Annotated in this window: 10 protein-coding genes; 2 read left to right on the forward strand and 8 right to left on the reverse strand. The window is 78.2% G+C overall.

Translation table 11 applies throughout. The features are described from left to right. Positions 1 to 9 precede the first annotated feature (9 nt). The 7 genes from ACRYRX_RS07365 to ACRYRX_RS07395 all read right to left on the reverse strand — a co-directional run bounded on the left by ACRYRX_RS07365 (position 10) and on the right by ACRYRX_RS07395 (position 5873). On the reverse strand, positions 10 to 774 hold the full coding sequence (locus ACRYRX_RS07365; RefSeq protein WP_432511185.1) for a lysophospholipid acyltransferase family protein: 765 nt from the start codon (positions 772 to 774) through the stop codon (positions 10 to 12). Further along, positions 771 to 1559 carry a (d)CMP kinase gene (gene cmk / locus ACRYRX_RS07370; RefSeq protein ID WP_432511186.1) on the reverse strand — a complete coding sequence of 263 codons (789 nt, stop codon included), beginning with the start codon at positions 1557 to 1559 and terminating at the stop codon, positions 771 to 773. The genes ACRYRX_RS07365 and cmk overlap by 4 nt, the downstream gene beginning before the upstream one ends. A gap of 47 nt (positions 1560 to 1606) precedes the next feature. Beyond that, positions 1607 to 2719 (reverse strand): prephenate dehydrogenase, encoded by a 1113-nt coding sequence (locus tag ACRYRX_RS07375; protein WP_432511187.1) that lies wholly within the window; start codon positions 2717 to 2719, stop codon positions 1607 to 1609. A gap of 7 nt (positions 2720 to 2726) precedes the next feature. Then, the gene (aroH, locus tag ACRYRX_RS07380) at positions 2727 to 3089 is read right to left on the reverse strand and encodes a chorismate mutase (protein WP_432511188.1); all 363 of its coding nucleotides are present in this window, start codon (positions 3087 to 3089) and stop codon (positions 2727 to 2729) included. Between the two features lie 35 nt (positions 3090 to 3124). Next, positions 3125 to 3937 (reverse strand): pseudouridine synthase, encoded by an 813-nt coding sequence (locus ACRYRX_RS07385; RefSeq protein WP_432511189.1) that lies wholly within the window; start codon positions 3935 to 3937, stop codon positions 3125 to 3127. A gap of 179 nt (positions 3938 to 4116) precedes the next feature. Beyond that, positions 4117 to 4824: an SMC-Scp complex subunit ScpB gene (gene scpB, locus ACRYRX_RS07390; RefSeq protein WP_432511229.1), complete on the reverse strand. Its 708-nt coding sequence runs from the start codon at positions 4822 to 4824 to the stop codon at positions 4117 to 4119. Between the two features lie 92 nt (positions 4825 to 4916). Then, a complete protein-coding gene (locus ACRYRX_RS07395) occupies positions 4917 to 5873 on the reverse strand; it encodes a segregation and condensation protein A (RefSeq protein ID WP_432511190.1) in 957 nt (318 codons plus the stop codon). Between the two features lie 113 nt (positions 5874 to 5986). On the opposite strand from ACRYRX_RS07395, the gene ACRYRX_RS07400 reads away from it, so the two are divergent. Continuing rightward, on the forward strand, positions 5987 to 10525 hold the full coding sequence (locus tag ACRYRX_RS07400) for an FtsK/SpoIIIE domain-containing protein (protein ID WP_432511191.1): 4539 nt from the start codon (positions 5987 to 5989) through the stop codon (positions 10523 to 10525). 39 nt (positions 10526 to 10564) lie between these two features. Continuing rightward, the gene (locus ACRYRX_RS07405; RefSeq protein ID WP_432511192.1) at positions 10565 to 11260 is read left to right on the forward strand and encodes a YqeB family protein; all 696 of its coding nucleotides are present in this window, start codon (positions 10565 to 10567) and stop codon (positions 11258 to 11260) included. A 28-nt stretch (positions 11261 to 11288) separates the two neighbouring features. Here ACRYRX_RS07405 and ACRYRX_RS07410 read toward each other — a convergent pair whose 3' ends face one another. After that, the gene (locus ACRYRX_RS07410; protein ID WP_432511193.1) at positions 11289 to 13145 is read right to left on the reverse strand and encodes a LysM peptidoglycan-binding domain-containing protein; all 1857 of its coding nucleotides are present in this window, start codon (positions 13143 to 13145) and stop codon (positions 11289 to 11291) included. Positions 13146 to 13152 lie beyond the last annotated feature (7 nt).

Consider the following 13152-nt stretch of genomic DNA (forward strand, 5'->3'; position numbering starts at 1 on the left):
CGGTGGGACTCACCGGGTGCCTCCTGGCACGTCGTCGGACGCCATCTCGCCGAGCCCGAGCTCGTCGGCGGCTTCGTCATCGGGAAGAGCGATCCCGGTGCGCTGCAGGGACTCCAGCACGTGGCCGGAGAGCTTCTCGCGGACCTGCTCCACGGCCTCGGCGAGGGCGGCGCGGCCGGGGACGCCGGGGGCGCGCACGACCCTGAACGGTTCGCCGAAGCAGAACGTGAGCCGGCGGCGCACCGGCGGCACCGACCGGCGGGGCTCGCCGGGCAGGTGCGCGCCCAGGCACGCCACGGGCACCACCGGCGCCCCCGACTGCAGAGCGATCCAGGCGATGCCGGACCGCACGCTGGCGGCGTCGCCGCGCCCCCGGGTGCCCTCGGGGAACACCCCGGCGGCACCCCCGGCGGCCAGCACCGCCAGGACCGACTGCAGGGCGTCCCGGTCGCCGCGGCTGCGGTCGATCGGGATCTGGCCGGCCTGCAGCAGCGCCCACCCGACGAACCGCTTCAGCGGGGGCCCCTCGAACATCTCGCGCTTGACGAGGAAGTGCGCCGGGCGGGGCGTGACGCCGTACAGCAGCGGCCCGTCCATGATCGAGGCGTGGTTCGCGGCGAACAGGACCGGGCCGGTCGCCGGGACGTTCTGCGCGCCGATCACTCGCGAGTCCCAGGCGCCGTGCGCGAGGACCTTGCCGACCAGGCGGGTCCACGCGAACGGGGCGCCCGGCGCGCCGCCGCCGGAGGGGGCGCGGTTGGGCCGCAGCCTCACGCGCCCTCCCCCCGGACCCGCGCGACGACCTCGAGGACCGCCGCGACGGTGCCCTCGAAGTCGAGGTGGGTGGAGTCGACGGTCACGACGCCGTCGGCGGCCGTGGTGAAGGCGGTCGTGCGGGCGTCGACCCGGTCGCGGTCCACGACGCTCCCGCGGGTGGCGGCCAGGGCGGCCTCGTCGGCCGCGCCGAGGTCCTGCTGGGCGCGGCGGGCCAGCCGCACCGACTCCTCGGCCGTCAGCAGCACGCGCACGTCCGCCTCGGGGGCCACCACGGTCGTGATGTCGCGCCCCTCGGCCACCACGCCCGGCGCGCGCCCGGCCGCGGGGGCCAGGCAGGCGGACTCGATGAGCGCGCGCTGGCGCAGGACGAGGTCCTGGCGCACGGCCGGGACGGAGGCGACGGCGCTGACGTGCGCGGTCACCTCGGGCGTGCGGACGGCCTCGGTGAGGTCGGTCTCCGCGCCGTCCGCGACGACCGCGACGGTCGGGGCGGCCGGGTCGGTGCCCACCGCGAGGGCGACGGTGCGCACGTGCGCGGCGACGGCCGCCGGGTCGGCCAGGTCGATCCCGGCCCGCAGCGCCGACCACGTCACGGCGCGGTACATCGCGCCGGTGTCCAGGAACCCGACCCGCAGGGCCCGGGCCACGGCCCGGCTGACGCTGGACTTCCCGCTGCCGGACGGGCCGTCGACGGCGACGACGAGCGCACCGGTCACGACGGGCACCTCGCCGGCGGCGTCCGGGGACGCGACAGGACCGCTGGGTGTGGGGGTGGAGGACACCGGACGAGGTTAGTCGACGCGGCCCCCTCCCCGGGAACCCGCCGCCGTCAGCCCGGGACGGTCCAGCCCCGCGCGCGCAGCGCCTCGGTCAGCGGGGCGGCCGCCGCGGGCAGCACGTCGATGCTGGCCAGCGCCACGGCCTGCCCCTCGGAGTGCTCCAGGCGCAGGTCCTCCAGGTTCACCCCGGCCTCCCCCACGTCGGTCAGGAGCCGCCCGAGCGCGCCCGGGCGGTCGGGGACGACGACCACGACGGCGGTGTACAGCGCGGGGGCCGAGCCGTGCTTGCCGGGGATGCGGTCGCGGCCGGCGCCGCCGTCGGCGATCGCCCGGGCCAGCCGGATGCGCGCCCCGGGGGCCGCGGGGTCCTCGGCCAGGGCCCGCAGGGCGCCGATGACGTCGTCGAGGTCGCGGCGCAGCGCCTCCAGCACGCCGGCCACCGGACCGGCGTTGCCGGCGAGGATCTGCGCCCACAGCGCCGGGTCGCTGCCCGCGACCCGGGTGACGTCGCGCAACCCCTGGCCGGCGAGCCCCACGGCCGGTTCGGAGGCCTCCCGCAGCCGGGCCGCGACCAGGCTGGAGGCCACCTGCGGGGCGTGCGAGACGAGGGCGACGGCCTCGTCGTGGGCGTCGGCGGCCATCGTCACCGGGACGCCCCCGCAGTCGACGGCGAGGTCGTGGACCGCCTGCACCGCGACGGGACGGGAGTCCTCGGTGGCCGCCACGACCCACGGGCGGCCGGCGAACAGGTCGCTGCGGGCGGCCACCGCGCCCGAGCGCTCCCGGCCGGCCATCGGGTGCGAGCCGACGTACCGCGACAGGTCGGCCCCCATGGCCCGCAGCGCCGCCAGCGGGCCCCCCTTGACGCTCGCGACGTCGGTGACGACGGCGGCCGGGAACCGGTCCAGCTCGTCGGCCACGACGTCGGCCACGACGTCCGGCGGGCAGGCCACCAGGACCAGCGCCGGGTCGTCGCCGTCGGCGGCGAAGCGCCCGGCCCCCAGGTCCCGGGCGATCGCCACGGCCGTCGGGGACGGGTCGGTCAGCACGACGTCGACGCCGCGCAGCGACAGGGCCAGGGCCGCCGAGGTGCCCAGCAGCCCCGTCCCGACCACCCGGACGGTGCCGGTGGTGCGGGGCGGGGCGGCCGCGTCGAGGGTCACCGGCGGATCACTGCGCGATGTCGCGCCGCAGGGCCTGCGCACCGCCCAGGTAGACGTGCCGGACCTCGCTGCGCGGGCGCGCCGTCTCCACGTGCGCCATCAGGCGGATCACCCGCGGCATCGACCCGGTGATCTCCAGCTCGCGGGCGCACATCAGGGGCACGTCCCCCATGCCGAGCTCACGCGCGGCGACGGCGGGGAACTCGGAGTTGAGGTCGGCGGTGGAGGTGAAGATGACGCTGATGAAGTCTTCGAGGGTCAGGTCGTTGACCCGGATGACCTCCGAGACGAGTTCCCGCGTCCGCGCCAGCACCTCCTCGCGCTCGTCCACGTCGACCTGCACCGCACCACGAACCGCCCGCACCGACACGCGCGGCAGGCTACCGGCTGCTCCCCCCGGCCCGGTCACAGACCCGCGACCGCCAAGAGCTGCTGGATCTCCCCGCGGGTCAGGCGCCGGTTCTTGCCGGGTTTGAGGTCGCCCAGCACGATCGGGCCCATCTGGACCCGGACGAGCTTGAGGACGGGGTACCCCTCGGCCTCCAGCAGGCGGCGCACGACGTGCTTGCGGCCCTCGTGCAGCACGACCTCGACGAGCGCGTACCCCGGCTTGGAGTCGACGAGCTTGAAGGAGTCGACCGCGACGGGCCCGTCCTCCAGCTCCACCCCGGCGCGCAGGTTCTTGCCCAGGTCGCGCTTGACGGGACCGCGGACCTCGGCGAGGTAGGTCTTCTTCACGCCGAAGGACGGGTGCTGCAGGCGGTGCGTCAGGGCCCCGTCGTTGGTCAGCAGGATCAGCCCCTCGGTGTCCAGGTCGAGGCGGCCGACGTGGAACAGGCGCTGCTCGCGCGGGCCCACCATGTCGGCGAGGTTCAGCCGGTCCTGCTCGTCGTACATGGTCGAGACGACGCCCTTGGGCTTGTTCACCATGATGTAGACGAGCTCGTCGTCGATGCTGAACCGCATGCCGTCGACGTGGACGACCTGCCGGGTGGGGTCGATGCGCACGCCGAGCTCGGTGACGACCTCGCCGTCGACGGTGACGCGCCCGGCGGCGATCATCTCCTCGCAGGCCCGCCGCGAACCGGCCCCGGCCTGGGCGAGGACCTTCTGCAGGCGCACGCCCTCGGGGTCGTGCACGTCGACGCCCGGGCGGGCCTTGGGCTGGGCGGGACCGCGGCGGGGCGGCTGCGGCGCCGGCGCGATCCGGTCCGTCATCCGCTTCGCCGCGCCGCGGCGCTGACCGGGCTGCGCCGGTCCCGCCGCGCCCTTCGACGAACCCCCGCGGGGACTCTTCCCCTTCGGGGGCTGGTTCTTGGGGGACTGGCCGCGGCCGGTCGCGGGTCGCTGGGGGCGGCCCTGCCCTCGGCCGCCGCCTGCGCGGGGTGCCTGCGGGCTCATGACTGGTCCTCCGTCTGCTGGGGGTGGTGCTCGGTGTGGTGCGGCCGGGCGACCGGCCGCGGGTCGGCCGGCGGGTGGGCCGGGTCCGACCCACCATTGTCGCTCAGCTCCGGGGCGTCCTCGACCGCCACGTCCTCGGCCGCCACGTCCTCGGTCGGGGTCTCCTCGACCGGGGCGGGCGCGGACCCGGCGAGCACCTCGACCGGTTCGAGGTCCTCCACCGACACCTCGTCGGGCAGGAAGGGCGCCAGCGGCGGCAGGTCCTCCAGGGAGTCCAGGCCCATGCGCTGCAGGAACTCCTCCGTCGTGCGGTAGAGCGTGGCCCCCGAGGTCGCTTCCACCCCCGCCTCGCAGACCAGCCCGCGGGTCAGCAGCGTCCGCATGACCCCGTCGACGCTGACGCCGCGCACGGCCGAGACGCGGGCCCGGCTGACCGGCTGGCGGTAGGCGACGATCGCCAGGGTCTCCAGCGCCGCCTGGGTCAGCTTCGCGGTCTGGCCGTCCAGCAGGAACGCCTCCACGACGTCGGCGTGGTCGGCGCGCGAGTACACCCGCCACCCCCCGCCGACCTCGCGCAGCTCGAACCCGCGGCCCTGCTCGGAGTACTCCCCCGCCAGCTCGCGCAGCAGCAGGTCGACCTCGTCGGGCTGCTCGCCGGTGGCCCGGGCCAGCGCCGCCGCGGTCACCGGTTCGTCGGCGACCATCAGCACGGCCTCCAGGGCGCCGCGCACGCGCCGGCCCGGGTCCTCGTCGTGCTCCGGCACCGCGGTGCCGGGGCCCTGATCGGCGTCTGCGTTCACGGTGCGTCCCCCTCCGTCCGTCCCCCGCCGGCCGTCCCGGCGCTGGTCCCGTCGAACTCGTCCAGCCCGGCCGGCACCGCCGCCGCGGGGTCCAGCTCCCCGGCGCCGGGGTGCCCGTCCCAGCGGACGGTCAGCTCCCCCAGCGCCTCGGTCTGCTCCAGCCGCACCCGCCGCTCGCGGAACAGTTCCAGCACCGCCAGGAACCGCGCCACGATGACCAGCGTCCCCAGCTCCCCGTCCCCGGCGTCCGCGACGAGGTCGGCGAACGACGCGGTCCCGTTGCGCTGCAAGCGGTCCACCACCAGCAGCGCCTGCTCGCGGATGCTCACCGAACTGGCGTGCAGGTGGTCGAGCGCGACGGCCGGGACGGGCCGGGGGGTCAGGGCGCGGGCGGCGACCGCGGCGAACTGCTCGGGGCTGACCCGCAGCACCAGCTCGGGCAGCAGCTTCTCGAAGTGCGGTTCCACCGCGACCGCCCGCGGCACCCGGCGGGAGGCCTGCGCGAAGCGGTCCGCCAGCAGCTGCGCCACCTGCTTGTAGGCGCGGTACTGCAGCAGCCGGGCGAACAGCAGGTCCCGCGCCTCCAGCAGCGCCAGGTCCTCGGGGTCCTCCACCTCGGCGGCCGGCAGCAACCGGGCCGCCTTGAGGTCGAGCAGGGTCGCGGCCACCAGCAGGAACTCGCTGGCCTCGTCCAGGTCCCAGTCGGCCCCGCCCTGCCGGGCGGCCTCCTGCGCGGCGCGGATGTGGGCGATGAACTCGTCGGTGACGCCGGCCAGCGCGACCTCGGTGACGTCGAGCTGGTGCTTGGTGATCAGGCCGAGCAGCAGGTCGAAGGGGCCGCTGAAGTTCGGGAGGGTGACGGTGAAGCCCCGCCGCCCACCCGGGTCCTCCCCGGGGCTCCTCGCCGGCGCGTCCGGCCCGGGGGCGGCGGGGGTCCGGGGCGGTGCGCTCACGGCCCCCACGGTAGCGACCGGACGGGTGAAGCCGGTCACCGTCGGTGCGTGCGTCCGGGTGGTCCGGCCGCCGGGCCCCGCCCCGGCGCACCGGCGGCGCACAGCATGGGTGGGTGCGCCTCCTGCTGACCCTGCTGCCGCCCGCCGGGTCCACCGCCGGCCGCGGGCCGCGGGACGTCGCGGTCGAGGTGGGCGAGGACGCCTCGGTGGGCGACCTGGCCCGCGCGCTCGGCGCGGGCGACGCGCCCCTGTTCCTCGGGGCCGACGCCCTCGACCCCGCCGAACCGCTGCGACTCAGCCGGATCCGCAGCGGCGTCGTGCTGGGCGCCGGCGCCGCCGTCCCCGACGTCCTCACCGAACCCGACGGCGCGGTGGAGCTGCGGGTGGTCTCCGGTCCCGGCGCCGGGCGGGTCCACCGGCTGCGCACCGGGACCGTGCACGTCGGGTCCGATCCGGCCGCCGACGTCGTGCTCGGTGAGGGGCCGCCGCGGGCGGTGCGGCTGACCGTCACCGCCGGGGGCGCCGTCCACCTCGAGACCGACGCCGCCCTGGCCGCGACGCTGCGCCCCGCCCCCGTGCGGCGGCGACGGCTCCCCGGACCGCTGGTCGTGCCCGCCGGAGCCACCACCGCCACCGGCCGCCGCGCCCGGCGGCGGGCCGCCCGCACCGGCCCCGCCGACCCCGTGCAGACCCTCGACCCGGACGCCGGGCGCCCCCTGCTCAGCCTCGACCGGCGCCCGCTCGCCCCGTCCCAGCCGTGGCCGCCCGGCGCTCAGCTCGTCGTGGGCGCCGACACCGGCCCGGGGACCGTGCTGGAGCTGCGGGCCGCGGACAGCACCCCCGACGCCGTGCTCGAGCGCTCCCCCCGGGGCGCGACGGTCGACGTCAACCGGCCGCCGCGGCTGCTGCCGCCCGAGCGCCCCAGCGCCTTCGCCCTGCCCGCCGTCCCCACCCGGCCCGACAAGCAGGCCGTCGGGTGGCTCACCGTCCTGGCGCCCCTGGTGCTGTCGCTGGCCCTGTACGCCGCGACGCGCTCGCCGTACACGCTCGCCTTCGCCGTCCTGTCCCCCGTGATGGCCGTCGGGAACGTCACCACCTCCCGCCGGCAGGCCTCCCGGCGGTACCGGCGGGAGCTGGCCGGGCACCGCGCGCGCTCGGCGGCGGTCCGGGCCGACGCCCACGCCGCGCTGCTGGCCGAGCAGCGCGCCCGGCACGCCGCCGCGCCGGACCCCGCGACGGTGCTGCTGACGGCCGTCGGGCCGCGGGCGCGGCTGTGGGAGCGCCGCCGCGAGGACCCCGACCGGCTCGCCACCCGGATCGGGACCGCCGACCAGCCCAGCGAGGTCACCCTGACCGACCCCGCGCGCGCCGCCCACGAGGGCCCGCTGCGCTGGAGCGCGCCCGACGTCCCCGTCGTGGTGGACCTGGCCGCCGCGGGGGTGCTGGGCGTGGCCGGGCCCGCCGCCCGGCGCGGTGCCGTGGCCGGCTGGGTCCTGGCCCAGCAGGCGGTGCTGACGAGCCCGGTGGACCTGCGGGTGGTGCTGCTGAGCACCGCCGCGGACACCCGCGGGTGGGACTGGGTGCGCTGGCTCCCGCACGCCCACCGCGAGGACGCCGGTCCCGGGGCGGACGTCGCCGCCGGCGTCGACGAGGCGTCCCTGACGGCGCGGCTGTCCGAGCTGACCGACCTCGTCGGGGCCCGGCACGCGCTGCGCGGCCCGCACCGGGACGCCGCCCCGGCCGGCCCGGAGGTCCTCGTCGTGCTCGACGGGGCCCACCGGCTGCGGGCGCTGCCCGGGGTCGTCACGCTGCTGCGGGACGGCCCGGCGGTCGGCGTCCGGCTGCTGTGCCTGGACGACGACGTCCGCGCCCTGCCGCAGGAGTGCGCGGCCGTGGTGGAGTTCACCGCCACCGGGGCGGCCACCGTCAGCGTGACGGGGGCGGAGGTCGTGGAGGACGTGCGGCTGGACGAGGTCACGCCGGGGTGGTGCGAGCGGGTCGCGCGGGCCCTGGCGCCGCTGCGGGACTCCTCGCACGAGGACCTCGCGGCGAACCTGCCGGCCTCCTCCCGGCTGCTGGACCTGCTCGGCCTCGACCTGGGCGCCGACGCCCTGCCCGGTGAGCTGGTGCGGCGCTGGGGCGCCGGCGGGCGGACGACGCTGGCCCCCGTGGGGGTCGGTCCCGAGGGCGCGCACGTCCTGGACGTGCGCGCCGACGGCCCGCACGGCCTGGTCGCGGGCACCACCGGGTCGGGCAAGTCCGAGCTGCTGCAGACGATCATCGCCTCGCTCGCGGTGGGGAACCGGCCGGACGAGTTCACGTTCGTGCTCGTCGACTACAAGGGCGGGGCGGCGTTCGAGGACTGCCGGGACCTGCCGCACACCGTCGGCCTGGTCACCGACCTGGACGGGCACCTGACGACCCGTGCGCTGGTGAGCCTGGGCGCCGAGCTGCGCCGTCGCGAGCACCTCCTGGCCGCCGCCGGCGCCAAGGACGTCGAGGACTACACCGCGGCCCGCGACCGGGACGGCGCCCTGGAGCCGGTGCCGCGGCTGCTCATCGTCATCGACGAGTTCGCCGCGCTCGTCGCCGAGCTGCCCGACTTCGTCACCGGCCTGGTCGACATCGCCCGGCGGGGCCGCTCGCTGGGGGTGCACCTGCTGCTGGCCACCCAGCGGCCCGCGGGGGTCGTCAGCGCCGAGATCCGGTCGAACACGGCGCTGCGGATCGCGCTGCGCGTCACCGACGTCCAGGACAGCCAGGACGTGCTGGACGGACCGGAGGCGGCGCGGATCGCCCGCACCACCCCGGGCCGGGCGTACTCCCGCTCCGGGACGTCGTCGCTGACGGCGTTCCAGACCGCCCGCGTCGGGGGCCGGGCCGGGGCGGGGGCCCGCACCCGCGTCGGCGAGCTCGCGCTCGTGCCGGACCGGCGGGAACCGGCCGCTGAGGAGGACCCGTCCGGAGAGGGCCCCACCGACCTGGCCCGGCTGGTGAGCGGGCTGCGCGCGGCCGCGGGCTCGCTGGGACTGAGCGCCCGGCGCAGCCCGTGGCTGCCCGCCCTGCCCGGGCGCTCCGTCCTGCCCGCGGGCGAGGTGGTGCGGGGCACCGTCCCCGGGCTGCGGTTCGGGACGGTGGACCTGCCGGCCGACCAGCGCCGCGACGACGCGGTGTTCTCGCTGACCTCCGGCGCGCACCTGGGGGTCGTGGGCGCCTCCCGGTCGGGGCGTTCCTCGGTGCTGCGGGCCCTGGCCGGGGCGGTGGCCTCGACCTGCCACCCGGCCGACGTCCACGTGTACGGGATCGACTGCGGCAGCGGCGCCCTGCTGCCGCTGACGGCGCTGCCGCACACCGGGGCCGTCGTCACCCGCGACCAGGTCGACCGGGTCGCGCGGCTCACCGACCGGGTGCGCGCGGAGATCGCGCGGCGGCAGGCGCTGCTGGCCGACCTGGGTTTCGCCTCGGTGACCGAGCAGCGCGCGGCCGCCGACCCCGCCGACCGGCTGCCGCACCTGCTGGTGCTGCTGGACCGGTGGGAGGGTTTCGTCGCCGCGTTCGAGCCGCTGGACGGCGGGCGCCTGGTCGACGCCTGGCAGCAGGTCCTCGCCGAGGGCGGCGCCATGGGCGTCAGCGTCGTGGCGACCGTCGACCGGACCGGTCTGGTGGGGCGCGTCTCGACGCTGCTGGACGACAAGCTCGTCCTGCGCCTGACCGACCCCGGCGACTTCGGCGCCATCGGGCTGCCGAGTCGGCAGGTGCCCGCGACCATGCCCGCCGGCCGGGGTTTCCGGGCCGACCCCACCGCCGAGCAGCCCGTCGAGACGCAGGTCCACCTGCTCGTCGAGGACCCCTCGGGCACCGAGCAGGTCGCTGCGCTGCAACGGCTCGGGCGGCGCGCGAGCGCCGGGGCGGGGGAACTGCCGGTGGCGCTGCGCCCGTTCCGGGTCGACGTGCTGCCGACGCGGCTGGCGCTGTCGCGGGCCCAGGAGGAGTTCCCGGCGGGGTTCCCCGCGACGGGGGCGCCGGACCGGCTGGAGGTGGCCGTCGGTGGGGACACCCTGGGGTTGCGGGGTTTCGACCCGCTGGAGGACGGCCCGGGGCTGCTGGTCGCCGGCCCGCGCCGGTCGGGGCGCAGCACGGTGCTGCGGGTGCTGGCCGAGCAGGCCCTGGAGCGCGGGTTCCGCGTCGGGGTGGTCACCGCGCGCCGGTCGCCGCTGCGCGAGCTGGCCGACCGCGCCGGGGTGCTGGCGTGCCTGACGACCGAGTCCGACCGCGAGGCCGTCGCGGCGGCGACGGCGGCGCTGGCTCCCGGGGCGGGGCTCGCGCCGTCGGTGCTGCTGGTCGACGACCTGGAGCTGCTGGGGCAGGACGGCCTGCTGGCCGACGCGGTGAGCGCGCACCTGGACGCGTCGCGCGACAGCGGGTGCCTGGTGGTGGGGGCCGGTGGGTTGGAGGAGCTGCAGGCGATGTACCGGGGGCCGGTGACGGCGCTGAAGCGGGGCCGTTCGGGGATCCTGCTGACCCCGCGGTCGGTCAACGACGGCGACCTGTTCGGCCTGCGGTTGTCCCGCAGCGTGCTCGGCGGCCCGCCGGGGCGGGGGTTCCTGGTGCGCGCCGGGTCCGGGGAGAGCGTGCAGGTCCTGCTGCCCTGACCCTGGTGCCCGGGGCCGCGGGCGCTCCATGATCGGTGCGTGGACACGTCCCGGGTGCGGTTGTCGCGCGTCGTGCTGGCCGTCCTGCTCGGCGGGGTGACGCTGCTGGGGGTGGCGCTGGGGTGGTTCGGGCCCGACCTGGCCCGCGGCCTGAGCGCCCTGCTCGACCGCACGCCGATCCCGGTGCACGGCCTGGTCCGCCTGCTCGCCGACGTCGACCGCGTCTGGTCGCTGCCGGTCCTGGGCGGGGCCGGGCTCCTGGGCGGGGTCGCCCTGGCGGCCAGCGCGGTCGCCGACGCCCCGCAGCTGGACGTCGACGACGACCACCTCGAGCACCGCCACCGCGGCCGGGAGGTGTGGGTGGGGCGGGAGGAGGTGGACGCGGCCTTCCGCGACGGGCGCGACCTCGTCCTGCTGCGCCCCGGCGGCGGGCTGCGCGCCCGCCTGGACGTCGCGGACCTGTCCGCCGGCCGGGTCCGGGACGCGCTGGCCGCGCACGGCTGGCCGCTGGGGGCGGAGGACCCGTTCGAGGCCGACTTCGTCCCGTGGGCCGACGGCCGGCCCGGTTTCAGCGGTGAGGAGACCGCGCTGCTGCGCCGCCGCCGGGCCGCGGCCGGGAACGGCGCCGAGCAGGTGGCGGCGCGGTGGGCGGTCGACGAGGAGCTGACCGGGGCCGGTCTCGTCGCGCGGGTCCGGGACGGCCGGCTGCAGGTGCGCCGGGTGCGGGAGGGCTGACGGGCCCGCCCGCCCCGGAGGGCCGGCGTCAGTCGCCGAGGCGGCCCAGCTCGGCGTAGTCGGCCTCGGTGAGGGTGAACGCGCGCCCGCGCACGCCCAGGACGCCGAGGTCGATCGAACCGTCGGCGCCGCACCCGAACCGCCACCGCGCGTCGGGGACGACCCCGACGACGAGCACCGCGAACGGCGTGCGCCCGGCGGCGACCAGCGCACCCAGCCGCGCGGCGTCGGCCGGCGACGGCGGGCCGGACAGGACCACCACGTGGGGGCGCGGGCGGGTGGCCTCCCGCGACCGGCGGCCGAGCAGGACGCCGTCCAGGCCCAGGGCGCGGGCGGTGCGCTCGTGCTCGGCCGCGACCTGCTCCAGGTCGTGCAGCAGACCGGCGAGGGAGGACACGTCCCGCACGTGGCCGGGCGCGAGGTCGGCGTGCGGGCCGGCGAACCCCACCAGGTGCACCTGCACGCCGTCGGACCAGGGGTTGACGGCCAGCTCGGCCGCCGCCGACAGCGCCAGCCCGTGCGCGGTCGCGTCGTCGCCACCGAGGGCGACCAGGCCGGGGGCGGCCTCCAGGTCGACCAGCAGGTCCTCCTCGCCGACGCGGGCGACGTCGACGAGCGCGGGGTAGGGCGCCGCGGGGCGCCCGGCGACCGGGGCGCTCGCCTCCAGCGCCTGCCGCTGGACCGTCCAGGTCGTCCCGTCGGCGGTGAACGGGGCCGGGGCGGGCAGCGCGGGGGCGGCCGCGAAGTGCAGGCGCAGCGCGTCCGGCCCGAGGCGGGCGGCGAGCAGCTCGGGCAGCACCGCCCGCTGCCCGTCCGCGGCGGCGGCGAGGTGGCGCAGCGCGCGGTCGAGGAACGCCGCGCGGGCGGGGTCGTCCAGCCCGCGCTCGGCGGGGGCGGGCACCTGGTCCCGGCGGGTCCGGCGGGTCGCGGTGAGCAGGCCGACGGCGACCAGCCCGCCGGACAGGGCACCGCGCTCCAGGACGCCCGGGGAGGCCGGCGCGTCGTGCGCGGGAGCGGGGGCCGGCGCCGGGGCAGGAGCCGGTTCACCGACCGGGGCGGGCAGGGCCGCCACGGCACCGGTCGCGTCGGCCGGCAGCAGCAGCGTCCAGCCGGGCCGGATCAGGTCGGCGTCGACGAGGCGGGCGCCGTCGGGCTGCACCCGGTCGCGGTTCAGCTCGAAGATCTCGTGGTAGCGCAACGGGTCGCCGAGGGTGCGCTCGGCGATGTCCCACAGGCAGTCGTGGTGCCGGCCGTTCGGGGGCTGCACGACGTGCACCACGGGTGCGGCCGCGTCGGCGGCGACGGAGGGTCCCGCGGACCAGGACACGTCGGGCGCGGCGACCTGCCGGGCCGCCCCGGACTCCCCACCGGGCCCCGTGCCGATCCCGGGACCGGTCGCGTCCGCGGTGACGGACGTGCGCGCGCTCACCGCCACCGCGTCGACGACGGTCACGGTCCCCGGCACCCAGACGGCTCCGGCCGCCAGCAGCAGCACGGCGCCCACGAGCCGTTGCGCGAACACCTGGCTGGTGCCGCCGAACGGCACCGCGGCGGCCCGGGCGCCGACGGCCCAGGCGCGGAACTCGGCCACGACGCACACGACGAAGTGCGCCCACGCCCCCCACAGCACGACCGCGAGGACGTCGAGGACGGCCGTCGCGGACAGTTCGGCGTCCAGCCACCCGCGCTCGGGCAGGGTGCCCGGCAGCGGGTTCCCGACGAGCACCGCCAGGGCCCACGGGACCCCGGTCAGGACGGCGAGCAGGACGGCGGCGGCCAGCAGCCCGCGGGCGACCTCCCCGGCGCGCTCGCGGGGGGTCAGCGGTGCGCGGGGCAGCCGCGCCGCGGAGCGGCGGCCGCTGCGGGTGGGGGTGGCGGTGCTCACGTCGGGA

Source organism: Kineococcus lubricus, from assembly GCF_050871965.1.
Classification (GTDB): Bacteria; Actinomycetota; Actinomycetes; order Actinomycetales; family Kineococcaceae; genus Kineococcus.

What these genes read in the sequence shown, in the direction of transcription:
- scpB (WP_432511229.1), bottom strand. Translation starts at nt 4,824, where the DNA reads ATGGTCGCCGACGAACCGGTGACCGCGGCGGCGCTGGCCCGGGCCACC.
- ACRYRX_RS07385 (WP_432511189.1), bottom strand. Translation starts at nt 3,937, where the DNA reads ATGACGGACCGGATCGCGCCGGCGCCGCAGCCGCCCCGCCGCGGTCCC.